The organism is Streptomyces sp. NPDC015032 (assembly GCF_043080425.1).
In the GTDB taxonomy this organism is placed as follows: Bacteria; Actinomycetota; Actinomycetes; order Streptomycetales; family Streptomycetaceae; genus Streptomyces.
On the sequence record NZ_JBIBVN010000006.1, the window covers coordinates 30805 to 55824 of the forward strand.

At 70.7% G+C, this 25020-nt stretch carries 19 protein-coding genes and 2 pseudogenes; 12 read left to right on the top strand and 9 right to left on the bottom strand.

Going from position 1 to position 25020, the window contains the following annotated elements; genetic code table 11:
• Positions 1-348 precede the first annotated feature (348 nt).
• Positions 349-1512, bottom strand: coding sequence for an acyltransferase (locus tag ACF08M_RS11900; RefSeq protein ID WP_392185102.1), 1164 nt, complete (start codon positions 1510-1512; stop codon positions 349-351).
• Positions 1505-1978 carry a hypothetical protein gene (locus ACF08M_RS11905; RefSeq protein ID WP_392185103.1) on the bottom strand — a complete coding sequence of 158 codons (474 nt, stop codon included), beginning with the start codon at positions 1976-1978 and terminating at the stop codon, positions 1505-1507. Before ACF08M_RS11905 ends, ACF08M_RS11900 begins: the two co-directional genes overlap by 8 nt.
• A 231-nt stretch (positions 1979-2209) precedes the next feature.
• Here ACF08M_RS11905 and ACF08M_RS11910 point away from each other — a divergent pair, with 231 nt between their 5' ends.
• The 5 genes from ACF08M_RS11910 (at position 2210) to ACF08M_RS11930 (ending at position 8955) form a co-directional block, all read left to right on the top strand.
• Positions 2210-2695 carry an Lrp/AsnC family transcriptional regulator gene (locus ACF08M_RS11910; protein WP_392185104.1) on the top strand — a complete coding sequence of 162 codons (486 nt, stop codon included), beginning with the start codon at positions 2210-2212 and terminating at the stop codon, positions 2693-2695.
• Between the two features lie 33 nt (positions 2696-2728).
• Positions 2729-3067, top strand: coding sequence for a hypothetical protein (locus ACF08M_RS11915; RefSeq protein ID WP_392185105.1), 339 nt, complete (start codon positions 2729-2731; stop codon positions 3065-3067).
• Positions 3068-3208: 141 nt separating this feature from the next.
• A complete protein-coding gene (locus tag ACF08M_RS11920; protein WP_392185295.1) occupies positions 3209-4501 on the top strand; it encodes a serine/threonine-protein kinase in 1293 nt (430 codons plus the stop codon).
• A gap of 165 nt (positions 4502-4666) precedes the next feature.
• A complete protein-coding gene (locus tag ACF08M_RS11925; protein WP_392185106.1) occupies positions 4667-5230 on the top strand; it encodes a hypothetical protein in 564 nt (187 codons plus the stop codon).
• Between the two features lie 242 nt (positions 5231-5472).
• Positions 5473-8955: a M28 family peptidase gene (locus tag ACF08M_RS11930; protein WP_392185296.1), complete on the top strand. Its 3483-nt coding sequence runs from the start codon at positions 5473-5475 to the stop codon at positions 8953-8955.
• A 60-nt stretch (positions 8956-9015) separates the two neighbouring features.
• Here ACF08M_RS11930 and ACF08M_RS11935 read toward each other — a convergent pair whose 3' ends face one another.
• Positions 9016-10461 (bottom strand): helix-turn-helix domain-containing protein, encoded by a 1446-nt coding sequence (locus ACF08M_RS11935; RefSeq protein ID WP_392185107.1) that lies wholly within the window; start codon positions 10459-10461, stop codon positions 9016-9018.
• A gap of 684 nt (positions 10462-11145) precedes the next feature.
• On the opposite strand from ACF08M_RS11935, the gene ACF08M_RS11940 reads away from it, so the two are divergent.
• From ACF08M_RS11940 to ACF08M_RS11955, 4 genes are all read left to right on the top strand, one after another.
• On the top strand, positions 11146-11844 hold the full coding sequence (locus ACF08M_RS11940; protein ID WP_392185108.1) for a DedA family protein: 699 nt from the start codon (positions 11146-11148) through the stop codon (positions 11842-11844).
• A 174-nt stretch (positions 11845-12018) separates the two neighbouring features.
• On the top strand, positions 12019-13155 hold the full coding sequence (locus ACF08M_RS11945; RefSeq protein WP_392185109.1) for a sensor histidine kinase: 1137 nt from the start codon (positions 12019-12021) through the stop codon (positions 13153-13155).
• Positions 13155-13790 (top strand): response regulator, encoded by a 636-nt coding sequence (locus ACF08M_RS11950; RefSeq protein ID WP_392185297.1) that lies wholly within the window; start codon positions 13155-13157, stop codon positions 13788-13790. The genes ACF08M_RS11945 and ACF08M_RS11950 overlap by 1 nt, the downstream gene beginning before the upstream one ends.
• A 472-nt stretch (positions 13791-14262) precedes the next feature.
• Positions 14263-15591 carry a geranylgeranyl reductase family protein gene (locus ACF08M_RS11955; RefSeq protein ID WP_392185110.1) on the top strand — a complete coding sequence of 443 codons (1329 nt, stop codon included), beginning with the start codon at positions 14263-14265 and terminating at the stop codon, positions 15589-15591.
• A 205-nt stretch (positions 15592-15796) separates the two neighbouring features.
• Here the strand turns inward: ACF08M_RS11955 and ACF08M_RS11960 are convergent, their stop codons facing one another.
• Positions 15797-16588, bottom strand: coding sequence for a LysR family substrate-binding domain-containing protein (locus ACF08M_RS11960; RefSeq protein ID WP_392185111.1), 792 nt, complete (start codon positions 16586-16588; stop codon positions 15797-15799).
• Positions 16589-16646: 58 nt separating this feature from the next.
• On the opposite strand from ACF08M_RS11960, the gene ACF08M_RS11965 reads away from it, so the two are divergent.
• The gene (locus ACF08M_RS11965; protein WP_392185112.1) at positions 16647-17069 is read left to right on the top strand and encodes a DUF5997 family protein; all 423 of its coding nucleotides are present in this window, start codon (positions 16647-16649) and stop codon (positions 17067-17069) included.
• A 543-nt stretch (positions 17070-17612) separates the two neighbouring features.
• Here the strand turns inward: ACF08M_RS11965 and ACF08M_RS11970 are convergent.
• From ACF08M_RS11970 to ACF08M_RS11990, 5 genes and pseudogenes are all read right to left on the bottom strand, one after another.
• Positions 17613-18767: a glycosyltransferase family 4 protein gene (locus ACF08M_RS11970; RefSeq protein ID WP_392185113.1), complete on the bottom strand. Its 1155-nt coding sequence runs from the start codon at positions 18765-18767 to the stop codon at positions 17613-17615.
• A 16-nt stretch (positions 18768-18783) separates the two neighbouring features.
• Positions 18784-19593: an FkbM family methyltransferase gene (locus tag ACF08M_RS11975; protein ID WP_392185114.1), complete on the bottom strand. Its 810-nt coding sequence runs from the start codon at positions 19591-19593 to the stop codon at positions 18784-18786.
• Between the two features lie 252 nt (positions 19594-19845).
• Positions 19846-20010 (bottom strand): annotated as a pseudogene (locus ACF08M_RS11980) (MbtH family protein); the annotation flags it as partial.
• Between the two features lie 392 nt (positions 20011-20402).
• Complete coding sequence (locus ACF08M_RS11985; RefSeq protein WP_392185115.1) at positions 20403-20690, bottom strand: hypothetical protein; 288 nt, start codon at positions 20688-20690, stop codon at positions 20403-20405.
• A gap of 39 nt (positions 20691-20729) precedes the next feature.
• Positions 20730-21692 carry an alpha/beta hydrolase gene (locus ACF08M_RS11990; protein WP_392185116.1) on the bottom strand — a complete coding sequence of 321 codons (963 nt, stop codon included), beginning with the start codon at positions 21690-21692 and terminating at the stop codon, positions 20730-20732.
• Positions 21693-22114: 422 nt separating this feature from the next.
• Here ACF08M_RS11990 and ACF08M_RS11995 point away from each other — a divergent pair, with 422 nt between their 5' ends.
• Positions 22115-23905, top strand: coding sequence for a protein kinase (locus tag ACF08M_RS11995; protein WP_392185117.1), 1791 nt, complete (start codon positions 22115-22117; stop codon positions 23903-23905).
• Positions 23906-24138: 233 nt separating this feature from the next.
• Positions 24139-24978 (top strand): annotated as a pseudogene (locus ACF08M_RS12000) (IS5 family transposase).
• The last annotated feature ends 42 nt before the right edge of the window (positions 24979-25020 follow it).

Genomic DNA, 25020 nt, shown 5'->3' on the forward strand with positions numbered 1-25020 from the left:
CGGCCCTGCGCACCGGCATGAAAAAGGCGCCGCGGGGATCCGCAGCGCCATCGACGGGTACATCACAACACCCATACGGCCCATGGCTCAACCCGAAGAAGATTCACTGAACCATTGGCTCAATGAATGAGCGAATGAGTGCACCATAGGTGGGCCAACGGACCGAAATGGGGCCGGGGCCTGACTCGGTTCTCACGCCCCGGCGCGGGTACCGCGGCTCGGGGCCGCCCGGCACATACGAGGTCGGCGGGCCGCCTGCGCGACGGGTAGAGCCGGTTCAGGCACCGGGCCAGGACATGCGGATGTCCGTCGAAGGACACCGCCTCGTCCCGCCTCACCTGCCTCGCGTCAAGCACGTCGCGCCGCAGCCGACTTCGATGGACGCCCCTTGCGGATGACCACGCTCCGCCTCGGCGAGCGCCCCTGTTCGTAGCCGCGGAACGCCAGCCAGCAGATCAGCAGTGCCGTGACGAACACGGGCAGCCAGGCCACCCGGGCAAGCACCCAGCCGGGGGCGTCGGGAACGGTGTGCAGGCCCGGCAGGGTCCCGCCCACCAGCAGGCCGGTGGTGGTCACCGCGATCATCGCGGTCTGATGCCACAGGTAGATCGTCATCGCGGAGAGGTTGACCGTCGCCACGGCCGCCCAGACTGCCGGACGCCGGAGCACCCGGCGCAGCGGACCGAGCAGCAGCAGCGCCGCTCCGCACTGGGCGAGACCGAAGGTGACCACGGCGAGCGTCGGCGGGTCGAGGTTGGAGATCTCCAGGCCGGGCACTCCGACCATGGCCGCGGGATAACCTGCCCGGAGTACGAGTGCAGCAGTGGTGGCGGCTCCGCCGATCAGCAGCACCCAGCCGGACCTTCGACTGCACAGATCGCCCCGGGACCAGGCCGCGCCCAGGCAGTACGGAACCAGCCAGCCGGCCACCACGTTGACGGAGGCGAACCCGCCGGGGGCGTCCAGGCCGAACCGGCAGAGGTCGGTGATCAGCACGACGGCGAACGGCCACAACGGATGCAGCCTCGCCACGAGCGGGGTCGCCGCGGTCAGCACCGCGAAGACCACCAGGAACCAGAGCGGGGACCACACGAGCTTGCACAGTGCGCGCACGGTGTCCTGGTCCGCCTCCGCGGCGAGCATCGTGCACGCCGCCACGGTCCATACGAACAGCACGACGACCACCGGCCGCAGCAGCCGGGACATCCTCGCCCTCAGCCACCGGCCGTAGCTCTCGCCGCGTGCGCGGGCGGAGGCGTAACTCCTCGCACCGACCTGTCCGCCGACCAGGAAGAAGACGGCAAGGGTCTGGAACACCCAGGAGACCGGGGTGAACCGGGGCAGGTACTGGAGCGGGCTCGAACCGTGCAGGGTGCCGCTGTCGACGACGAGCGCGGTCACCATCCAGTGGCCGAGAACGACGCCGAGGATGGCGACGGCACGCAGGGCGTCGATGGCGCGGTCGCGGTCGGCGGGAGTGGCAGATTCGATCCGCCGGACCAAGTCACGCATGGCGCTCTCCCGAGAGCTCTGCGGGCGTGGCCGTTCCGGCCACGCTCCGGGCGATGTTCTTCAGCGGTACGGAACCGGGCTTCAGGTGGTCGCGGTGGCCGCCGCCCGTCGCAAAGGCACCGGCGCCGGACCCGGGCGAAACGGCGTCCATGCCGAACCCGGTGTCCACCAGGGCGGGTTGGAGCCTCGTGCGCGCTACGCCGACGGCCCGGTCACCGTCGCGGCCCGCCCGGCCGGTGACCGGGGTGTGAGCGACAGCGGCGCCGCCGGGGCTTGCGGACCGGACGGTGTCCGCGACCCGCGGCCCGTCGATGGACCGGGCACGGATGCGGGAGGTCCGGGCCACACGGTGCGGATCGCGCAACTCCCCCATGAGCCCACGCATTTCGGGTGCCGCCCCGTCGGCATGCCCCGGAGCGGCCGACAGCTCGGCGAGCAGGTGGCTTCTGCGGGTTCGGGACGGCATGACGCGGGGCTCCTTCCGTGCCGGATGGCTTCCGGTGATTCGGATACAGAAGCTATGGATGGAGCCTCGTAGTCCGCGTCCCGCCGAGGTCTGAACCTGTTCTGTAGTTCTATAGGACTACAGGTATGGGAGGGGGCCGGAGCTGATTCCGGATCAGCACGAACAGGCCGCTGCCGGGCCATTGGTACAGTCGCAAGCCGGATCGGCCTACCAGGAAGTGACCAACGGACCATGGCGGTGGACGCCCTCGACACCCGTATCCTGCGGTTGCTCATCGAGCAGCCGCGTACCAGCGTCCGCGAGTACGCACGCATCCTCTCCGTCGCCCGGGGCACCCTCCAGGCCCGTATCGACCGGCTGGAGCGGGACGGTGTGATCACCGGCACGGGACCTGTCCTGTCTCCCGCCGCGCTGGGACACCCGGTGCTGGCCTTCGTTCATCTGGAGGTCACCCAGGGGCATCTGGACGAGGTCGGTGAGGCGCTCGCCGCGGTGCCGGAGATCGTCGAGGCCTTCTCGACCACGGGCGGCGGCGATCTGCTGGCCCGGGTGGTGGCCCGCGACAACGGACATCTGGAGGATGTGATCCAGCGGCTGATCCGGCTGCCCGGTGTGGTCAGGACGCGTACCGAGGTGGCGCTGCGCGAGCGGGTGCCGCACCGGCTGCTGCCGCTGGTCGAGTCGGTGGGCCGCACGGCCCCCGGCAACCCGAGGTGATCAGCGCATGGGCACGCCCGGTGCCATGAACTCATGGCGCGGTCCTGCTCCTTCGCTCCTCTCGGCCTCGACGGCTCCCTGGCTGACGGCGAGCCCGACGCGGACGAGCCGGCGCGTCGGCTGCTCGGACGCCATGGCGTTGCCGACTCCACCTGGCGGCAGAGCGCCCGGTTCCTCGGCATCGGCAACCGCGAGGCGCTGACGGTCCTGCGCGCCGAGTACCCCAGTGCCCGGTATCCGTGTACGGGCCGGCCGCCGCCACCGTCCGGGGGCGGGGTGAGGAATCCGCGGCGCGGCCGCCCCGGGGAGTCCGTGCGGACACCGGGAGAACCGTTCGGCGTGTCGCCGAGGTCCGGCGGCCCGATATCCTGATCACGCCGCGCGCCCCCCACCTCGCCCCGATCCGTGTCGGGTCGCCGCCGTGGCAGTCGAAGCGGCCCACAATTCGAGATTGGTGCAATGGTGCTGGTAGCTGGTCGGTACCGCTTGACGTCCCCCATCGGCCGCGGCGGCATGGGTGAGGTGTGGCGCGCCTCCGACGAAGTGCTCGGCCGGGCAGTGGCCGTGAAGCTGCTGCTGGGTGACCACGCGGACGACTCGGCGACCGCCCGGTTCCGTCTGGAGGCGCAGACCGCGGCCCGCCTGAGTCACCCTCATCTGGTGGCCGTGTTCGACTTCGGGTCCTGGGAGAATCGCTTCTTCCTCGTGATGGAGCTTGTCGAGGGCAGGAGCCTGGGCGATCTGCTCGCGGCCGAGGAGCGGCTCGGAGCCGAGCAGGTCGCCCGGATCGCCGGCCAGGCGGCCGCGGGGCTCGCCGCCGCGCACCGGCAGGGCATCGTGCACCGCGACATCAAGCCCGGGAACCTGATGCTGGACGCCGAGGGGTCCGTCAAGATCGGTGACTTCGGTATCGCCCAGTTCGTCGACGACCCCTCCGCCGCGCTGACCACCACCGGCCAGATCGTCGGCACCAGTCTGTATCTCGCGCCGGAGCGCGCCCTGGGCCGTACGGCCGGTGCGGCGTCCGACATGTACTCCCTCGGCTGTGTGATCTACCAACTCCTGCTGGGTGAGCCACCGTTCCGCTCCGACACGGCCACCGCGACGCTCTATCAACATGTCGACACAGCCCCCGTGCCGCTCGGACAGCGCGGCGTCGACCTGTCCCCGGCCTTCGACTCCTATCTCCTCGGGCTGCTCGCGAAGCAGCCCGAGGACCGGCCCAGCGCCCAGCAGGTCGCCGACTGGTTCCAGAGCGATGCGTGGCGAGGACAGCCTGAGCCCCTGCCGCTGTACGCCCCCACCCGTCCTCCGGCCGGCCCGAGAGCCGCTCGTCCCCCGGCCTCCGCTGCCGCGTTCGACCCGACCTCGATGTCTTCCCCCGCGCAGCAGGCCGAGGGGACGTCGACGTACCGCCTGCCGCAGGCAGGTGGGCGCAGGCGGCGCCCGCCGGAGCGGTCCGCCCCCGTCCGGCGGCGCACCGGTGCCCGCGAGGCGATCAGGCGTCGGCCCCGGGTGGCGAGCGCCATCGCCGGTACGGTTGCCTTCCTCGCGGCCGTGTATCTGGGGATGAGCCTGTTCTCGCCGGATTCCAGCTCGGCCGGCACGCCGGACACCGGCTCCACCGCGACCACCGGACCCGAATCACCGGCGCCGGGCCGGCCGGCGCAGACCGGCGGAAACGACGCGGACAGTGCGGGCAGCACGGGCAGCACGGACAGTGCGGGCAGCGGAGACAGCGGAGACAGCGGAGACAGCCGAAACGACGGAGACGGCGGGGACGGCGGGGACGACGAGCAGGACTGAGCCGCTCTCCCCTGCCCGACCCTGCCCCGCCCGGCGGCGGTGCCGCCCCGGTCGCGGCGCAGCCCGCCGGGCAGCCGTCAAGCTGTCGTCAGGACCGGCCGTCCGGGCGTCAGCGGTTCGTCAACGGACGCCGCCGGACCAGCGGTCTTCCATAACGTCACCGCCATGGGAAGACGCGACATCCGAGCCGTGCCCGGTCCCCACTCCGGCCGGGCCCACCCTCCGCCCGACACGAGCGCCTACGACCACGGCTGGGCCGGGGACCTGCGGTTCGCGGTCCGCTGCGCCCTGACGCTCCTCGGGCTGCTCCTGGCCGTCGACATGACGGCCAGTCACCTCACGACGGTGCACGCCCTGTTATGGACGGGTCTGGCCGTGCTGCTGTTCATGGTGCTGGTGCCGCCCCGGGTCCGCGCGGGTGCGGGGTGGCTCTCCTGCCGGGGTCTGGTGCGTGAACGGATCGTGCGCACCGACCGGTTGGTGTCGGTGCGCTGGTCGGACGGTGTCTCCCAGCGTCTGGTGCTCCGTGACGCGGAGGGCGGCCGGGTCGAGGTCGACCCTCAGGTGTTCGTCGCGAATCCCGCGCTGTGGCACCGACTGGACGACGACGCCCGTGCCTGCGTGAAACGCGGCACGCTGCGGTGCGGGGTGACAGCGCTGCGGCAGCTGTCCGACCGCATCGACCGCCGGACGGCGCGTGCGGTGTTCACGGCCTCCGGCCTGGAGTAGCCGGTCCGCACCCCGGGATCGTTGTGCGATCCCACCACCACGGCTTGACCAAACTTGCCAAGTCCCCCGGCGACTCCCGCAGTTCGTTGACGAGGCCATGACGACATGTGAGTGTTCGGTCGCTCGATCACGGACGACGGCTATGCGGGCGGCCGACGGCGGCCGAAGCAGGTACGTCACCGTACGCCATCACCCGTGATCGAGGCCCCCCGACTCAAGGAGCCTCGATGAAACGCAGACCGATGACGGCCGGGACAACCCTGGCCGTCCTCGCCGGAATGCTGGTCGCCGTCAGCGGTGGGCCGGCAGCTGCCGAACCGTCCCCGCCCGCGCCGACCGCACTCTCCGCCGCGGTGTCGGCCGCCGACCGGGCCGCAGCCAGTGGCCTCGACGCCCTGGCGAAGGGGCTCGACGAGCGGTACGAGCGGCAGATGGTGACCCCTTGGGTCAAGGGCATGTACTCCGTCGCGTACCAGCGCACCTACCGCGGGCTCCCCGTCGTCGGCGGGGACGCCGTCGTGGTGGCCGACTCCCGGGGCCGGGTCCGCGGCACCCAGTCGGCGGTGTCCCGGCGGATCAATGTGCCGACGACCCCGACCGTTTCCGCCGGGGCAGCCGAAACCACCGCCCGCAAGAAGCTCACCACCGTGAAGGGGGTGGAATCGCACCGCCTGGTGGTGCGAGCCACGGGCAGGACCTCCCGGCTGGCCTGGGAGACGGTGCTCACCGGACGCAGCGCCAAGGCGCCCAGCCGGCTGCACGTCTTCGTCGACGCGGGCACCGGCAAGGTGCTCGACAGCTACGACGACGTCAAGGCGGGCACCGGCAACAGCCAGTGGAACGGTCCCTCCCCACTCACCATCGACACCACCGCCTCGGGGAGCAGCTACTCGCTGCGCGACCCGAACCGTACCGGTCTGAGCTGCGCCGATTACAGCACGGGCAGTGTCTTCACCAAGTCGAGCGACTCCTGGGGCACCGGCAACGCCTCCAGCAAGGAGACCGGCTGCGTCGACGTCATGTGGGCCGCGCAGCACGAGTGGAACATGCTGCGGGACTGGCTGGGCCGCAACGGACACAACGGCAACGGCGGCAGCTGGCCGGTCAAGGTCGGGCTGAACGACGTCAACGCCTACTGGGACGGCTCCTCGGTCTCCATCGGCCACAACAACGCCAATCAGTGGATCGGCGCGATGGACGTGGTGGGCCATGAGTTCGGCCACGGCATCGACCAGTACACGCCCGGCGGCGCCAACAACGAGTCCGGGCTCGGCGAGGCCACCGGCGACATCATGGGCGCCCTCACCGAGGCGTACACCAATGAGCCCTCCCCGTACGACGACCCGGACTACACCGTCGGCGAGAAGATCAACCTGGTCGGCAACGGGCCGATCCGCATCATGTACAACCCGGGGCAGATCGGCGACCCCAACTGCTACAGCACCTCGATACCCAATACCGAGGAGCACGCGGCGGCCGGCCCGCTGAACCACTGGTTCTACCTACTGGCCGAGGGCTCGAACCCCGACGGTGGCAAGCCGTCCAGCCCGACGTGCAACAGCTCCTCGGTCACCGGTGTCGGCATCCAGAGCGCCGGAAAGGTCTTCTACGGCGGGATGCTGCTCAAGACGAGCGGGATGACCTACAAGCGCTACCGCACGGCCACCCTCACCGCCGCAAAGAACCTCGACACCGGCTGTGTGCTCTTCGACCGGACCAAGGCCGCCTGGGACGCGATCAGTGTCCCCGCCCAGAGCGGCGATCCGACCTGCACACCCAGCGGCAACAACGACTTCACGATGTCGCCGGACCCGGCGTCCGGCTCCGTGAAGCCGGGCAGCTCGGTGACGGCGACGGTGCGGACCGCGGCCAGCTCCGGGAGCGCGCAGGCCGTGAACCTCACGGCGAGCGGTCTGCCGAACGGTGTCACCGCGTCCTTCAGCCCGTCGTCGGTGCAGTCCGGGGCGTCCTCGACGATGACCGTGTCCGCGTCGTCGAGCGCCGCGCCCGGCGCGTACACCTTCACGGTGAAGGGTGACGGCACCCGGAGCCACACCGCGCAGTACACCCTGACCGTCGACAACGGGGGCGGCAATCCGGGCGGCAAGGCTCCGGACATCAGCGTCGCCAACGTGCAGGCGCACCTCGCGCAGCTGAACACCATCGCCACGCAGAACGGCGGCAACCGCCGGGCCGGCAGCGCCGGTTACACGGCCTCCGTCGCCTATGTGAAGGGCAAGCTGCAGGCAGCCGGCTACACCGTCAGCGAGCAGACCTGTACCAGCTGCACGTACCGCGGGAACAACCTGATCGCCGACTGGCCGGGCGGTCCGTCCGACCAGACTGTCATGTTCGGCGCCCACCTGGACGGCGTCGCGGCCGGCCCCGGGATCAATGACAACGGCTCCGGCTCCGCCACCCTGCTGGAGAACGCGCTCACCCTGGCGCAGCAGAACCCGACCATGGCCAAGCACGTCCGCTTCGCCTGGTGGAACGGCGAGGAGCAGGGGCTGCAGGGTTCCGAGTACTACGTCGGCCGGCTCAGCGCGGCCCAGCGCAGTGCGATCAAGGCGTACTACAACTTCGACATGGTCGCCTCGACCAACGCCGGCTACTTCATCAACAACGTGAACTCGGCCGCCTCGGCACCGATGAAGGAATACTGGGACTCGCTGAACCTCGCGCCGGAGGAGAACGTCGAGGGCCAGGGGCGGTCCGACGACTACTCCTTCCAGCAGGGCGGCATTCCCACCTCCGGGTACGCGACGGGCGCCGGCGACACCAAGTCGTCCGCGCAGGCGGCCAAGTGGGGCGGTACGGCGGGCCGGTCCTACGACACCTGCTACCACCAGTCCTGCGACACCACGGCCAACATCAACGCGACCGCGCTCGACCGCAGCGCCGACGGGGTCGCCTACACGGTGTGGAAGACCTCCGTCGGCACCACCGCTCCGGCCGACGACTTCTCCGTCTCGGTGAAGCCGGTCTCCGGCAACGTCCAGCCTGGCGGCTCGGTGACCGCGAGTGTGTCGACGGCGACCACCAGCGGCTCCGCCCAGACCGTGAAGCTGACGGCCTCCGGGGCGCCGAGCGGCGTCACGGTCTCGTTCGCCCCGGCCTCCGTGCAGTCGGGTTCGTCGTCGTCCATGACCGTCTCCGCCGGGGCCCAGGCCGCGCCGGGTACGTACACGCTCACGGTGACCGGGACGGGTACGGCCACCCACACCACCACGTACTCGCTCGTCGTCGGTGGCGGCGGGACCTGCCAGGCGCGGCAGGCGGTCGTCAACGGCGGCTTCGAGGACGGTGTCGCGCCGTGGACCCAGACGGACGGCGTGATCAACAACCGGACGTCGGAGAAGCCCGCGCACGGCGGCGCGTACACGGCGTGGCTCGGCGGCTGGGGTTCCACGCACTCCGACGCCATCGCGCAGTCGCTGACCGTTCCGTCGGGCTGCTCGACGTACCAGCTGTCGTTCCATCTGCGCGCCGACACGGATGAGTCGGCGGGCGACCCGACCGCGTACGACACGTTCACCGTCAAGATGGGTACCAAGACCCTCGCGACGTACTCGAACGCGGACGCCACGGGCTCCTACGTCCAAAAGACGTTCGACGTCGCCGAGTTCGCCGGTCAGACGGTCACCCTCGGGTTCACCAGCAGTGAGGACGCCTATCTGCAGACCAGCTTCATCCTCGACGACGTGACGCTGAACGTCGGCTGACCGTCTCTCAGGAATCCATCGGGCGGGGCGTGCACGCACATGCGCCCCGCCTCCGGTGGGTCAGCGTACGGCGGCCGCCAGCCGGTGGGTGAAGTCGTCGATCTCCGGCCTGCCGCCGTGCCCCGCTGCCAACCTGTGGTGCAGGCCGCGCAGTTCCTGTCCCAACAGCGTCGAGGCGGTCACCTCGGTGGTGTCCAGTACGGGTCCGGCGATGGCGATCGCCGCCTGGGGATCGTGGGCACAGGCATGGGCATCGGCCATCCGCACCAGGAACAGCATCCGTGTCGAGTGCATCCCGGGCGGAAGCAGATCCAGTGCGGTGCGGGTCGCCATGACCGCGCGCAGTGCCAGCCGGCGGTCCCCGGTCGCGGCGGCGAGATCCCGCAGCGCCCCCGCGGCCCCGGACTCGACCCGCAGGCGCACAGAGGCGACGGACAGCCAGGGCGCCTCCGTCTCGTCCTGCTCACCGACCCGGTCCATCTGCGACCAGGCACGGTCGATATGGCCCAGGGTCTGCCGGGCGTCGCCGCGTACCGCGTGCCCGCGCGCCTGGTACAGATCGCTCAGGGCGCCCGCCCAGTACCGGCCTGTGGCCGCCTGCCGGATCGCCCCACCGTAGGCCAGCGCGGAGGGGCCGTCGCCCTCCAGCCGCGCCAGTGTGCTCATGTCGCTGAGCGCGGCCACCTCGGTTCCGACATGACCGGCCAGGCCCGCCCAGCCCAGCGACCGGTCCAGCCAGGCCATCGCCGTCGCGTTACGGCCCCACAGCAGCCGAAGACAGCCGGCCGACTGCGCGTACTCGGCGGCCAGCGGGGCGAGTTGGCGCTGGTACGGCGCCGCGGGCAGGGCCATCCAGCGGAGCATCGCGTGCAGGGTGCGCTCGACCACTACGGTCGCCCCCGGCCAGGCCCGCTCCTCGTCGGCGCGCAGGCAGACGGCGAGCAGCGCCGTCAGGGCGTGCACCGTGTCGATGTCCAGCGGCGGGCGCGAGACCGTGGCCGGGCCCAGGGCGCAGAATCCGAAGTGCAGGGCGATGACATCGGCCAGCGCCGGGACGGTGCAGCCGTCCCGGCCGTGCGCCGGGCACATCAGCCCGTAGGCGGGCAGGCTCGTGGGCAGGACGGTGTCCGGCGGCAGCATCGAGAGCAGGGCGCCGCCCGCGGGCTCCCCGGGCAGGGGTCCCGTCCGTGCGGCGCTCGCCGTGGGACGTGCGTCCGCGCTCTCCTCGCCCGTACCGCCCAGCCCTTCGGCCTCCGCCGCCTCGCAGGCGTCGAGGAGGTCGCCGCCCGCGGCCAGCAGGTCGTCCAGCCTGCGGGCGAGCGGCAGCGGCGTCTTCCGGGTACCGTGCTCCAGTTTGCTGATGGCGGTGTGGTCGTATCCGACGCGGGCACCCACCTGAGCCTGGGTGAGCCCGGCACGCCTGCGCCACCGACGCAGCCGGGTTCCGAAGGCTGTCCACACCTCTGTGGTACGGGCATCCGGCAGAGGGCCCATGCCCTCGGTCACCCGGAACTCCGCGGAGCCCCACCGGATCCCCCACCCGTGCCGCGCTCATGGCTCATAGCCGGGAGAATAGCGAGCACGTGTGCGCGCTGTCCCCGGTGCGGCGGCAAGTTGGCGCCTTCCCGCGCCCTGCCGAACTTGCCACGTCCCGCAAGCACCATCACCCAACCCCCCGTCCCGACCCACTGGTTGAGCCCAACGCACGTGCATGGACGGGCGGCCCGCCGGGCATATGACGGGTAATCGCCAGGAGGTGGTGGCCGTGGGCCGCATCAAGATCGTCCGACGTCCCCAGCTGCCGTCGCGACCGCCGCCCCTCGACCTGCGGACCCCGTCCGGCCGCCCGCTGCCGTACTGAGGGCGCCCTTCCGTGAACACGCACACCGTGCCGCGCTTCGCCTCCGGGCCACCGGGGGCGGGCGTCTCACCCGGCGCACCCGCGCGGTGCGGACCGGGACACGGCCGCGCATACACAACACGGGTACGCGGTGCGGTGTTTGGTCGCCCGGGAGGCCATGAAGGCCTGGGGCTCCGGGTCATTACGGGAATCCGCAGGGTAGCGGGTGCGGTGAACATCATCCGGTTCGAAGGACATCCTCGTACCGGCTCCGGTGGGCTCTTTCTAGCGTTGCCGGTGAGGCGCGACGGACTTCTCGCGTCTCTCCGCCACCGGCCAGGAGCCAGTTCATGGATTTCGTCACTCTGGGCCTCCCCCAGGAACCCGCGGGCGGTGTCGCGGGCTGGGCAGCCGCCCTCGTCGACACCATGGGAGGTCCGGGCGCCGGCCTCGCCATCGCCCTGGAGAATCTCTTCCCTCCGCTGCCCAGCGAGGTCATTCTCCCGCTGAGCGGGTTCGCGGCGGGTCGGGGCGTCATCAGCCTGGCCTCCGCGCTCCTGTGGACCACGCTCGGTTCAGTGGCGGGGGCGGTGGCTCTGTACTGGATCGGGATGCTCTTCGGCCGTGACCGGGTGCATGCGATCTGGGCGAAGCTGCCACTGGTCAAGACCTCCGATCTGGAGCGCACGGAGCAGTGGTTCGCCAAGCACGGCACCAAGGCCGTCCTCCTCGGCCGCATGGTGCCGATCTTCCGGAGTCTCATCTCCGTGCCGGCCGGTGTGGAGCGCATGCCGCTGCCGCTCTTCCTGGCCCTGACCGCACTGGGCAGTCTGCTGTGGAACTCGGTGCTGGTGATGGCCGGATACTGGCTCGGCGACCGGTGGGACCTGGTGGAGACGTATGTCGGGGTCTTCTCCAAAGCCGTTCTGGCCGTGGTCCTGGCGGCAGTCGCCGTGTATATGACCCTTCGCTTCCGTTCCCGTTCCCTGAAGCGGCCCCGGGCCCGCTCTCGTTCCCGCGGCCGGGCGCAGCACCGCCGTACGTCATGAATCCCTCGCCGCCCCGTACCCCGCCGGTCTCACCCGCGCGAGGCGGGACGATCTTGCCGAGACCATGGAACGCGGCTAGCCTCGACACCCGTGCAGGCGGACTCCACAGACAGCGCGGCCGACCGTCCTCCGGAGCCGCCGACCGGCCCGGGGCACGATGCGGGAGGCACCCCCGTGGCGCATCCGTCCCCGCGTTCCCGCAGGGTGACGGGCGCCCTGCTCAGCTGTTGCACCGGTCTGTTGGGACTGCTGTATTTCGCCGTGCCGGGCACGTTGTCGGGCCCGTTCGTCCTGTGGCCCCGTACCCGGCGGCGTGCCCTGGCCGTGCTGAGCGCCGGAGCCCGTCGGATCACGGAGCTGGAGCGGTTCCGTCGGAGTTTCTTCTTCGGTGATGTGTTCCCCGCGCACGACACTTCGGACCGGGAAGTCATTCGCTACCTGGCCGTCCGCGCCTACGCCGGGACGCTGTTCGGTTTCGTGGTGGCGCTGCTGGGGGTCGGGGTGGTCCTGGCCGGGCTCCTGATGGTGGGGGTGACCCGTGCCACCACGAGCTGGCAGGAGCTGCTGACCCAAGGGGTGCTCGGCGGTGTCCTCCTCTTCCTCGACCTCCAGGGAATCCTCTCGCTGGGCGCCCTCGACGCACGGTCGGCGCGCGAGCACTTCGGCCCGTCCGAGCGGGAGCTGCTGGAGCGGCGCATCGCGGAACTGGCCGCGAGCCGTGCCGGAGTGCTCCGGGCGGTGGACGTGGAGCGCAGGCGCATCGAGCGGGATCTGCACGACGGCGTGCAGCAGCGGCTCGTCGCGCTGGCCATGCTGCTGGGCCGGGCTCGCCGCAACCGGACGCCCGAGCAGGTCGATCTGCTGCTCCGGCAGGCGCACCAGGAGTCCCAGGAGGTCCTCACCGAGCTGCGGGAAGTGGCCTGGCGCGTCTATCCGTCGGCGCTCGACGACCTGGGGCTGGAGGAGGCGCTCGGCGGCGTGGCCCAGCGTTGCGGCATCCCCCTGCGGGTCGAGTTCGATCTACCGGTGCGGTTGTCGCGGCCCGTGGAGACGGCCGCCTACTTCGTCGTGTCGGAGGCCGTGACCAACGCGGCCAAGCACTCCGGTGCCACCCACATATCCGTCAGCATCAAGGGCGACGCGCGAGGGGTTTCCCTGTGTGTCCGGGACAACGGCACCGGTGGCGCGGATCCCACGGGCAGCGGGCTCGCCGGGCTGCGGGGCCGGGTGGACGCGCTCGACGGCCGGCTCCACATCGACAGCCCTTCCGGGGGCCCCACCACCATCATCGCGGAGCTGCTGTGCGCGTAATGCTCGCCGAGGACTCGACCCTGCTCAGGGAGGGACTGGTACGCCTGCTCGCCGAGGAGGGGCACGAGGTCCTCGCCGCGGTGGGTGACGGGACGGCACTCCTCCGGGCGGTCGAGACAGACCCGCCGGACCTCGTCGTCGTCGACATCCGGATGCCGCCCACCCACACCGACGAGGGGCTGCGGGCCGCACTGGAGATCCGCGAGCGCTGGCCACTGGTCGGTGTGCTGGTCCTCTCCCAGCACATAGAGCGCAACTACGCGGTCCGGTTGCTGTCCGCCAACGCCGAGCGGGTCGGATATCTGCTCAAGGACCGGGTGGCCCAGGTCGACGAGTTCCTGGACTCGCTGGAGCGGATCCACGCGGGCGGCGCGTCCATCGACGCCGAAGTCGTACGGCAGTTGGTGATCCGGACCACGCACGTCGACCCCTTGGCCGGGCTGACCCCTCGGGAGCGCGCCGTCCTGCAGGAACTGGCCCAGGGCCGCACCAACGCTGCCATCGCGCAGCAGCTGCACATCTCACTGAGTTCGGTCGAGAAGCATCTCAACTCCGTCTTCGAGAAGCTCGATCTGGCACGGGACACGGGCTACAGCAGACGGGTGCTGGCGGTCCTGCGCTACCTGGAGTCCTGAGCGCCTCGACCTCTCCCCTCGACTCCCCGGCTCCTCGCCTTCGGAGCGCCGCCACATGCTGCCGGACGACGCTCCATCAGAGTGTTCCCCTCACCCGAGTGGCGGTCAGCAAAGGTGAACTGTCACGTTTTCAACGCTTTCACATCCTGAGTCCTGCACGCCACGCATGCCACGCGCCGGGCATCCAGGAGTCCGCGACCGGCCGGGACGTGACCGGCGCGCGGCCCGGCCGGGTCGCGACGCGGCCGTCCGTCGACGAACCGTCCGTCCGGGTGAGCCGTCGTCGGGCCGAGGCGTGCGCCCTGCGCCCTCACTGCAGGAGTCGTTTGCCCGCACCGTGATTGACGCAATGTCAGGCAGACGCCGGACATCCGGGGCGGGTTCCGTACCGGCCCTCCTTGATCGATGATGATGCACAGGGCCGCCGTCCTCGGTACGGCGCCGGCTGTCCCAGGAACAGGAAGGGGTTCCCATGCGGGAAACAACGCCAGACCGGTCTCCGTCGGACGATCGGACCGCCCACGGCCCGGACGAGGAGGCCCAGGTGATCGTGGTGGGGGCGGGTCCGGCGGGCTCGGCCGCGGCCTTCCACCTCGCCAGGGCGGGCGTCGATGTCCTGCTCCTGGAGAAGTCCCGTTTCCCCCGGGAGAAGGTGTGCGGGGACGGCCTGACTCCACGGGCCGTGCACCAGCTCATCAGGATGGGCGTCGATATCAAGGCTCCGGGGTGGACGCGCTCGCGCGGGATGCGATGGGTGGCCGGGGACCACCAGGTGCACATCGACTGGCCCGCGCTCGGGCGCTTCCCGGATTTCGGCCTTTCACGCAGCCGGCACGACTTCGACGACATCCTGGCCCGGCACGCCGTCGCCGCGGGAGCCCGGCTGCGCAGCGGTGTGAAGGTGACCGGGCCCGTGACCGACCGCGCCGGCCGCATCACCGGTGTCACCGCCACGACCGGGACGAAGGAGCCGTTGGCCTTCCACGCACCGATCGTCGTCGCCGCAGACGGCGCCTCCGCCCGGCTCGCACTCGCGATGGGCCTGCAGCGGGACACGAGCAGACAGATCGCGACGGCCGCCCGCCGTTACTACCGCAGCCCGGAGCGTTCACGGGAGGAGTATCTGGAACTGTGGGCCGATCTCCGCTTCCCGGGCAGTGATCACTACCTGCCCGGATACGGCTGGATCTTCCCCATGGGCGACGGCCGCGTCAACGTCGGTCTGGGTGCGCTGCCCCATCGGCGGCACGGAAAGGCTGATCTGCGCGCCACGCTGGACGAATGGCTGGCCCGCACCCCGCACGCGTGGGGGCTGCGTGAGGAGAACGCGGAGGGCCCCGTCCGCAGTGCGGCTCTTCCGCTGGGCTTCAACCGCCATCCCCTCTACACCCGAGGGCTCCTTCTCGTCGGCGACTCCGGCGGCATGATCAGCCCCTGGAACGGCGAGGGGATCGCCCAGGCCATGGAGGCGGGCGAGGTCGCTGCCGAGACCGCCACGCTCGCGCTCGCTCTTCCCCGGGGCCCCAGGCGGGAACAGGTGCTGCACCGCTATCCGGTCGAGATGAACCGCCGCTGGGGGCGCCACTACCGTCTCGGCAACGCCGCAGCCGACCTCGTCTTCAGCCGTTCGGGATTCCAGCCGGTCCTCAACCGCTACGTCATGGGGTCGCCGTTCCTGCTCAACACCCTGGCCCGGCTGCTCACCGATCTCACGGACAAGCCCTCGCGCGACCTGGTCGACCACCTGCTCAACGGTGCCGTCCGACTCGTTCCCGCACCGAAGGCGCGACGCAGAGGCTGAGCCCCGGGGCCGGATCGCCCGGATCGAGCGGCGACGCCCCCGGCGCGGCGAGTGCCGACCCCCGTCGCGCCCCTGTCACGCCGGGTCCGCGACGCTGGCCGGAAAGACATCGGCCAGAAAAAGGACATCTCGCCCCCGTGCGAGGAGGGCGGTGCGCTCTTCCCGTACCGGAGCCGCTCGGCGCCGCGGGTGACGCGGAGCCCGGTTACGACCGGCGGCGCGGCTTTCCGCGCTTGCCACCCTTGGTTCCGCCGGAACCGCTCCGCGCGGTGCGGCCGCCGGAGCCGCTTCGCGCGCTCTTCCCGGCCGCCTTCTTGGCGGCCGTGGGCTTGCGTCCCGCGCCACCCGTCCCGGAGCGCTTGCTCTCCGGCTGCACCGGGGCCTTCGGACGCCCCCGTGAGCTGTTCACGGTCCGCCCCCGGACGATCCCGATGAAGTCCTCCACCAGGTCCGTGGTCTCGTCCTCCGGCCACGACAGCGCGACGCGCGACTCGGGGGCGTCCAAAACCGGCCGGTACGTGAGGTCCTTGCGGTGGTGCAGGCGGGCGAGTGACTGCGGCACGACGAGGAGGCCCACGCCTGCCGCCACCAACTCGATGGCGTCGGCCGTCGTGGCGGGACGCTCGATCGCGGGCCGTCCCGGCCTGTGCTCCCATTCGAGGGTGTCGTCGAGCGGATGCAGCACGATGTCATCGGCGAGATCCCCGGCGGAGATCTCGCCGACCGCCGCGATGACATGGTCCTTCGGAATCACGACGACCGTGGTCTCGGTGTACAGCGGAATCGCGCTGAGGCCCGTCCGGTCGATGGGCAGCCTTACCAGTCCGGCGTCGGCGCCGCGGTCCCGCAACACGTCGGACGCCTCGGCGGCCGACACCCCGACGAGGGTCAGCGGAACCTCGGGCAGCCGCTCGTTCCAGATCCGCACCCACTTGGTGGGCGTCACCCCTGGGACATAGGCGAGCCGGAACGAAGGAGATGCTTCCGAGCTTGTCACTCCGCCAGGTTACCGGCCCTGGTCAGAGGTAGCGCACATGCTCGATACCCTTGACCCCATGACGTCGCACAAGACCGCCCAGACGATGAAGCCCGCGACCGCGGCAAAGAAGCTGGGTGTGTACCTAGAGGCCACCCCCGCCGAGTTCCAGGAGGGTGTCGTCTCGCGCACCGAGCTGAACGCGCTTCAGTCCGATCCGCCCGAGTGGCTGCGGGAACTGCGACGCAACGGCCCGCACCCCCGGCCGGTGGTCGCGGCGAAGCTGGGCGTCTCCATCTCGGGTCTCGCCCGGGGCGGAATCACGGACGCGCTCACCACGGAACAGATCGAAGCGCTGAAGAAGGAAAGCCCCGACTGGCTGCAGCAGGAACGCACCACCCAGGCCGAGGTCCGGAAGGAAGCGGTGCGCATCAAGGAGAAGAAGGAGCGGAAGGAGAAGGACGCAGCCCACGGCGACCAGATCCGCGGACCACGTTCCTGACCTCCGTCCCCGGCACCTGGGGAATCCGGCCACCGCCACGTCGGCCGGTCTCCCCATGGCCCGCGGACCGATGACGCCGACCGGGACGGCACGGCGTACCGGCACGGCGCCGGCGCGGTGAAGATCCTTCCGGCGGCGAATACCTCTCCCGCCGTCCGGGCGTCGCACACGTCCACATCACCGGCAGCCTCGCCACCCACGACATCGTCGCCTTCGGTCCGGGCGAGGAGGACCGCGCTGACGGCGCTGGTCAGCTTCGACCGGGTCTTCGAGGTCGTGGCCGACTCCTCACCACCGGCGGCCTCTACGCCGACCTCCACCGCCCCCAATTCGCCCCACAGGCCACGATGGAGACGGGCACGCACACGGACGCTCTCAGCCTCGAACCCCGCTGACACGCCTCCACGGCCCGCGCCGTGCACCGGAGGGCAACCCATCGGACGGGGAAGGGCGGGCCCGCGCCTCCCCGTCCGATGGGTTGTCGGCGCCCCGCAGCGGGACCCCGCTCCATGTCCCGCGGCCCCGCTGCCGTTCGCCGGGGGCCTACTCCTGACCCGGCGCGACCACCGGGACGTTCTCGGGGTTCAGCAGCTGTGTCAGATGGCGGGCCGACGCGTCCCAGGACCAGGATTCCCGTGCCCATACGCGGCCCGCGGCACCCATCTCCGCGGCCAGGTCGGCGTCGAGGAGTATCCGGGTCAGCGCACCGGCGATCGCCGTGGTGTCCGTGCCGTCGACGACCCGGCCGGTCCGGCCGTCGAGCACCGTGTCCGGAGCGCCGCCCGAGTCTCCGACGACCACCGGCAGACCGCTCGCCGCCGCCTCCAGGAACACGATCCCCAGCCCCTCCGCCTCCAGGCCCGCCTTCCGGGTACGGCACGGCATCGCGAAGACGTCCGCCGCCGCGTAGTACGCCGGCGTCTCGGTGTGCGACTTCCCGCCCACGAAGCGGACCGCTCCTTCGCCAAGGCGCAGCGCCAGCTTGCGCAGCCGGGCCTCGTCCGGCCCCCGTCCGACCACGACGAGCACCGCGTCGGGCACCTCCCGGCGGATCTGCGGCATCGCCCGGATCAGCATGTCCTGGCCCTTGCGCGGGACCAGCCGGGCCATGCACAGGATCACCCGCTTGTCGCGCAGGCCGAGCTCGGTCCGCAGGGCGAGTCCGGCGTCCGCGTCGGGCCGGTACACCTCCGCGTCGACCCCCGGCACCAGACGGCTCATCCGCGCACGCGGGCCGAGGGACGGCTCGATCCGGGCACGCGTGTACTGGCCGAGATACGTGACGACGTCCACGCCCTCACCGATACGGCGCATCATCCGGCGCGCACCGGGGGTCCTGGCCCACCAGATCTCATGACCGTGGGTGGTCGCCACCATGCGCCGTATGCCGGTGCGGCGCAGCGTCGGCGCCATCATGGCGAGCGGCGCGGCGGCCCCGAACCAGACCCGGTCACAACCGTGGGCCCTGGCTATCTCGACCGCCCTGCGGGTGACCCGTCCGGTCGGCAGCAGCATGCCGCTGGTGTCACGCACGACAGGGAACGGGAGCTCCGCGTCATAGGCGGCGTCACCCGGCTCGCGCGACGTGTAGACCACCACGTCGTCGTCCGGTATCCGCGTCGCCATCGCGTGCACGAAGGTCTCGATGCCTCCCTGGCGCGGCGGGAAGTCGTTGGTGATGACAAGGGTGGAGCCCATGAATGTGTCGGATCCTTCAGCTGGGTGGGGTCGAGCGAGCCGTGAAGAGGTAGTTGCGGCAGTCGTCGGTCACGTCGGCCACACGTGTCCAACCCCGGTTCTGCCAGCGGTACATGTCGTAGCCGAGCCCGGTGAGCCGGGCCACGATGTGCTCCGCCGCCAGGTCGTACTTTTCGAGGTGGCGGTTCTCGATCTCCAGCAGCAGGGCGGGCCGGTGGCGGAGCAGTGTGCGCCGGGCACCGGACAGCACGGCCGCCTCCGCCCCTTCGACATCGGCCTTGATGAAGTCGATCCGGTCCAGCCCCATGTGGTGGCAGAGCCCGTCCACCGTCCGCACCGGCGTGGTCACGGAGCGGGCGGTGGCGAATTCGACGTTGGGGCCGGGTCCCGAGGCGCCGTCCGTGAGGTAGGCGCGCCCGTGGACGGGCAGCAGACGGCGCCGGGGCAGACTCATCGTTCCTTCGTGCGCCCGCTCGCCGAGCGCCATGCGGTGCACGGTGACGTTGTCGCAGCCGAGAGCGGCGGCTGCGGTCCTGAGCCATTGCGCGGGGCCGTGCAGCGGTTCGACGCTGTGCACCTTCCCGGACGGCCCGGCCAGTGCGGACAGGCTCCAGGTGTACAGGCCGTACTCGGCCCCGATGTCGAGACAGACGGCCCCCGGTCGCACCAACGACCGTAGTCCCGCCACCTCTTCTTCCACGAAGTCCCACCGGGAGGATGCCCAGCGCAGCCCGAGCGCGACCGACAGCACGCGCAGCCCCGGCTGCGAGCGGCCGCGGTACCGAGGGCCCGAGGGATCCTGCCGACGGGTCAATCTGCCGCTCATCAAACGCCTTTCAGCCTGCACGGGCGCACGGACTCTGTTGCCGGAGCGACGCCACACGCGGTCGGCGTTCCATCCCATCATCGGATGTGGTGTGATCCCATCCTTCTTCAGAAGCAGATTGGCCGGCACGTCAGACCTGAGTTGTACATCTCAGGTCTGTACTCACAGGTACGAAACCATCATGAAAGAACGCAGAACATGGCTTCGCGCCCCGCCCGGGACGGCGGGGTGCGAAATCACGCCGGGTGGCCGCTACTTCCGCGCCATGGCGTCGATCAGGCTCTTGGGCCGCATATCGGTCCAGTTCTCCTCGATGCAGTCGAGGCATTCCTGGCGCCCCGCCTCCCCGAAGACCGACTTCCAGCCGTCGGGCACATCGACGAAGACCGGCCGGAGGGGGTGCTGGTACCCCTCGTCGACAGCGCGGTCGCCGTGCTCAGCAGCGTCTGAACCGGGCGGGCCCTTGCCCGGGGTTGAGAGGCCTCAGCACCCTCCCGGGCGGACCGAGCCGGGCGGATGCTCGCCAGGTTCTCCCTCAGCTCCGCGGACGATTTCTCCACCGGGTGCGGGGCCGCCTGTGCCTGGATGGAGATGACAGACATGTGGTGGGCGACGACGAGAAACAGGCTCGTCACCAGACTGATCACAAGCGCCTCGACTGCGGTGCGGAGGCGGGAACGCAGCGCGAACATGAAGAGCACCCAGGCCTGAAGGGTGATTTCGGAACTGTTCCGGAGGGGCCTTCCACCGCTGCAACCGGGTGCCTCGAACATGGCGATCCCGACGGACACCTGCGCCGCGGTCGCCGCTCACCAGGCCTGGACCGGACGGTAAGGCACCGCGACGAGCGCCGCCGTCCGGATCCCCGCGAGGAGAAGGCCGATTGCGCCGATCTGGCTCCCGGCCCCGCGCTTGATGGCGTTGAAGGCGTTGAGTATCGCCGCCGACAGCACCAGCCCGGAAACGGCGGCGGCCCGGAACCAGCGGGGCCCCATCGTGCGGGGCCCCCGTCGGCGGCTCCCGTCCAGAGATCCTCGCGCAGGTTTCGCGGCACCGCGCAGGCCCGCCGGCCGTTCCGCCATGCCCGACTTCTTCATGGGCGCCACCCTGGACACACCGTGACGCCCCCGGGCGGATCAGGCACGAGGGGCATCGGGGATCCGCCCGTCCACGATACGGGCGAGGTTCTTCAGGGATACGGAACCGGGTTTCAGGTAGTCGCTGTGTCCGCCGGGGCCCGCGTCGAAGACACGGGCCCCGAAACCTTCGGAGACCGGGTCCTCACCGAAACCGACGTCCGTGTCGGGGAGTTGCAGAGATACGTGCGGCACGTCGGCGATCCAGTCGTCACCGCCCCGGCCCGCCCAGACGGCGGCCGAGCTGTGCAGACCGGCCACGTCCTCGGCCCCGACGCCGGGGCTGCCGTACAGCACGATGTCCGCGACCCGAAGTCCGGCCGCGGCTCGTGCGCAGACCACGGAACCGTAGGAGTGGCAGAGCAGGGAGGTCCGGGCGGTGGGCTTGACCCTTCTCAACTCGTCCAGGAATTTCCCGAGTTCGGGAGCCGCGCCGTCGGCGCGCCGTGAGGTCGCGACAGCCAGGCTCACCGCGGCCGGGGTCTCGTAGCCGAGCCAGACGACGACGGCGGCCCGGTCGCCCAGCTCCCTCCACAGTGCCTGGGCGCCGCCCTTCAGCCGCCAGTAGTTGTCGATGCTCATGCCCGCGCCCGGGACCAGCACGGCGATCCGGTCGGCCCGGGACAGGCTGCCGACCACCTCGACGGTGCGGCCTCCGTGGCGCCCGTCGAAGGAGAGGAGGTGGCGCGCGGGGTCCGCCATGACACGCAGCGCTCCGGCCCTCTTGCCGTCGCCGTGGGCGTCGGCCATCCGCGCGGCCGCCGCGATGTCCGCGCGGGTCGCGGCGTACCGCTCGGCGAGGGCGGTCGGGGTGGCGGCGGGCAGTGCGTCCGGGATGGTCGGCGCGGGCGCCGGTACGCCGGCGGGCCTGACCGCACCCGACACCGGCATGGCCACCGAGGCGACGACAAGTGCGGTGAGCAGGGCTCGGCGCAGGCGGCTTCTGCTTGGGCGGAACGCCATGGCAGATGGTTCCTTCCGTACCGGATGTCTTCCGTTCTTCCGGTACCGAAGTTATGGATCACACCTCATAGTCGGCGTCCCACCGGGGAGTGAACCCTCCACATAGTCCTGAAGTATGAGGGGTGTGGGGCGAGTTCAGCACCGCCGGTTCGCCCGCCCGTCCGGTCGATCGGGCGTTCGGCCACGGCCCGCCCCTTCGTGCGGCGCTGTCGGCCGTCCATGGTCCCGGCCGACCGGACCGGCCCATGTCAGCGTCGCCCCCGGCCTGCCGGTTCCCCTGAAAAAGGCTCTCCAGAATCGGGGTTGGCGGCTGCACCGAGTGCGAGAAGCATCCGGCCGACGAGGACGCCGCCGCGCACGGTGGGCGGTTGTGCATCGGTTGCGTCCACCGGCCCGATTGAGCCGGCGCATATGGCACAGTCTTGCCGGTGGATGTGCTGCGACCTCAGGACCCCGCGCGAATAGGCGCGTACACGATTCTCGCCCGGCTCGGCGCGGGCGGCATGGGACAGGTGTACCTCGGCCGGTCGCCGGGCGGACGACTGGTGGCCGTGAAGGTGATCCTCGACGAGATCAGCGATCACCCCGAGGCGCTGGCCAGGTTCCGCCGGGAGGCCGGGACCGTGGAGACCGTACGCAACGCCTACACCGCCCAGTTGATCGAGGCGTCGCTCGAAGCGTCCCCGTACTGGCTGGCCACCGAGTACGTACCGGGGCCCACACTGCGCAGTGCCGTGCGTACGAGTGGCCCGTTCCCGCCCGACAGTGCCCTGCGGCTGTTCGCGGCGCTCGCCGAGGGGCTGGCCGCGGTCCATGTCCACGGGGTCACACACCGGGACGTGAAGCCGCAGAACGTCATCCTCGCGCCGCAGGGACCGCAGCTGATCGACTTCGGCATCGCGCGGGGGCTCGAACAGACGATCCTCACCCGGGACGGGATGGCACTGGGGACGCCCGGGTACGCGGCTCCCGAGGTCGTCCTTCGCAACGAGGCAGGCCCGGCCGCGGACGTCTTCGCCCTGGGGGCGACCATCGCCTACACCGCGACCGGCCGGCCCCCGTTCGGCACGGGTGACGCGACGGCGGTGAGCTACCGGGCCGTGCACGAGGACATCGACGTGGCGGGGGTGCGGCCCGACCTGGCCGCGCTCATCCGGCGATGTGTCGCCAAGGATCCGTCGCAGCGGCCCGGGCCGGCCGCCGTGATCGCCGGCTGCGCGGTGGACTCGGCGCTGGCCACGGACGCCCACTACCGATCGCTGACCCGCGAAGTCGAGCCCCTGCCCGTGCCGGGTCCCGGGCACCCGAGCACGCCTCCTCCGTCGTCCGACGGGCTCGCGCCGCGGCAGCCGGAACCGGACCCGCGGACCGAGGCCGTGACGCGGCCGGTGGACGGCGGGCGGGTGGACCGACGGTCGGCGGAACAGGCACCGGAACGGGCGGCCGCGGCCGGACCCCGGGTCCCGCCGGACACCACCCCGTACGACGGGCCGGAGCCTCAGCGGCGCCCCGCGCGCACCACACGTCGCAGAAACTGGCTCGCGGCATGCGCGGTGGCACTCGTCGTCGCGGTCACGATCTGGCTGCTCCCCGAACAGAAGGACAAGGCCCCCCGAACCGCCGCGCCCTCGACCGATGTCACCGCGTCCCGGCCGGCCACCGACTCCAGTGGTCCGGCCGGACGGGCGCCGGACCACATCGTCAACGACCGTGTCTCGCAGGATCGTTGGACCCTGTCGGACGATCCCGGGCAGGCCTCCCAGGGCATCGGCGCCTGCGACCTGGCCAGTTACGCCGGGGCCTCACCGCCGATGGACCTCCAGTCCTCCGTCTCGCACACCACCGGCTCGGACACCGCGTCGGTGGAGCTGCGCCCCAAGAGCGCCGGAGAGGGGAAGCGCCCCGCGCCGTACTACGTCTCCGTGGGAGTACGGCCCCCGCACGAGACCGACCGTTCCAGCGGCCGGCCCCTTCGGTCCGTCTCGAAGGGCATCGGCTTCACCAGCAGGCCCGTCGATCTCTACTCCCGGTGGTCATCGGGCGGAACCATCAAACTCAAATACCCCGACGACTTCCGCGCCCACTTCGGCGAACGGACCGTCGACGCGCTCCCGGTCGGGGACGACAGGGGCGACTGGACCGTGATGCTATATCACGTCGAGGGCGGCCCCACGGCGTACACATCCGTCGTGTGCAACGGCTTCCACGCCTAAGCTCCTCTAAGTGGACGTTTAGAGATGACCTGTACCGTTGAGTGAACTTCGGGGGCGCCAGTTTTAAGGCGTCTACCCCATACTCGCACCTTCGTATCCGCCAAGGTCGCCGACTTGGCCACCCGCTTACTCCGCTTCTCATGGGCGAAGTCCGTCTGGTTTGAAAATGAGGCAGAAACGCCCAGCAGCCAGCGGAATAACGTCGTCCGCCGCATCCGTGATCACGCTACGACGTGAGCCAGCGGAAGCCGTACCCCAGCGACCTGTCCGACGCCCGGTGGGCCTTGATCGAGCCGACGTTGACGGCCTGGAGAAAGGCCCGGCTCGACCGCAGACCCACCGGGCAGCCGGCCAAGGTCGACCTGCGCGACGTGTTCAACGCACTCCTCTACGTCAACCGCACGGAAATCCCCTGGAAATACCTCCCGCACGACTTCCCGAACCACGGCACCGTCTATGCCTACTACGCAGCCTGGCGCAACGAGCGAATCCTCGCCCAGCTCAACTACGACCTCACGGGACTGGCCCGCGTCAAAGAGGGACGCAAGCCCGAGCCGACCGCCTCCGTTCTCGACACCCAGAGCGTGAAGACCTCCAGCAACGTGTCCCTGGCCAGCCAGGGAACGGATGCCGCGAAGAAGATCGTCGGCCGCAAGCGGAGCATCCTCACCGACACGATCGGGCTCATCCTCGCCGTGACCGTCACCGCCGCGAGCCTGTCCGAGAACGCCGTCGGAATTCAACTTCTCAACCAGGCCAAGAAGACCTACCCGACCATCTCCAAAAGCTGAGTCGACACCGGCTTCAAGAACGCCGTCATCGAGCACGGAGCCAACCTCGGAATCGACGTCGAAGTCGTCAACAGAAACCCCGGAGTTCGCGGATTTCACGTTGCCAAAAGGCGCTGGGTCGTCGAACGAAGCCTGGGTTGGATCACGATGCACCGGCGTCTCACCCGCAACTACGAGACCCTGCCCGACAGCTCGGCAGCCGTGATCCACATCGCCTCGATCGACAACCTCACCAAGCGCATAACGGACGAGACCACTCCAACCTGGCGAAGAACCTACTAGGTCACACAGGGCAATATGCCTAGATCAAATGCCCTCTGGCAG

Coding starts and splice junctions, on each gene's coding strand:
- ACF08M_RS11920 (WP_392185295.1), top strand. CDS start 3,209: ATGGGTGAGGTGTGGCGCGCCTCCGACGAAGTGCTCGGCCGGGCAGTG.
- ACF08M_RS11975 (WP_392185114.1), bottom strand. CDS start 19,593: ATGAGCGGCAGATTGACCCGTCGGCAGGATCCCTCGGGCCCTCGGTAC.
- ACF08M_RS11930 (WP_392185296.1), top strand. CDS start 5,473: ATGACGGCCGGGACAACCCTGGCCGTCCTCGCCGGAATGCTGGTCGCC.
- ACF08M_RS11990 (WP_392185116.1), bottom strand. CDS start 21,692: ATGGCGTTCCGCCCAAGCAGAAGCCGCCTGCGCCGAGCCCTGCTCACC.
- ACF08M_RS11910 (WP_392185104.1), top strand. CDS start 2,210: ATGGCGGTGGACGCCCTCGACACCCGTATCCTGCGGTTGCTCATCGAG.
- ACF08M_RS11915 (WP_392185105.1), top strand. CDS start 2,729: ATGGCGCGGTCCTGCTCCTTCGCTCCTCTCGGCCTCGACGGCTCCCTG.
- ACF08M_RS11955 (WP_392185110.1), top strand. CDS start 14,263: ATGCGGGAAACAACGCCAGACCGGTCTCCGTCGGACGATCGGACCGCC.
- ACF08M_RS11925 (WP_392185106.1), top strand. CDS start 4,667: ATGGGAAGACGCGACATCCGAGCCGTGCCCGGTCCCCACTCCGGCCGG.
- ACF08M_RS11940 (WP_392185108.1), top strand. CDS start 11,146: ATGGATTTCGTCACTCTGGGCCTCCCCCAGGAACCCGCGGGCGGTGTC.
- ACF08M_RS11905 (WP_392185103.1), bottom strand. CDS start 1,978: ATGCCGTCCCGAACCCGCAGAAGCCACCTGCTCGCCGAGCTGTCGGCC.
- ACF08M_RS11970 (WP_392185113.1), bottom strand. CDS start 18,767: ATGGGCTCCACCCTTGTCATCACCAACGACTTCCCGCCGCGCCAGGGA.
- ACF08M_RS11985 (WP_392185115.1), bottom strand. CDS start 20,690: ATGAAGAAGTCGGGCATGGCGGAACGGCCGGCGGGCCTGCGCGGTGCC.
- ACF08M_RS11950 (WP_392185297.1), top strand. CDS start 13,155: ATGCTCGCCGAGGACTCGACCCTGCTCAGGGAGGGACTGGTACGCCTG.
- ACF08M_RS11900 (WP_392185102.1), bottom strand. CDS start 1,512: ATGCGTGACTTGGTCCGGCGGATCGAATCTGCCACTCCCGCCGACCGC.
- ACF08M_RS11965 (WP_392185112.1), top strand. CDS start 16,647: ATGACGTCGCACAAGACCGCCCAGACGATGAAGCCCGCGACCGCGGCA.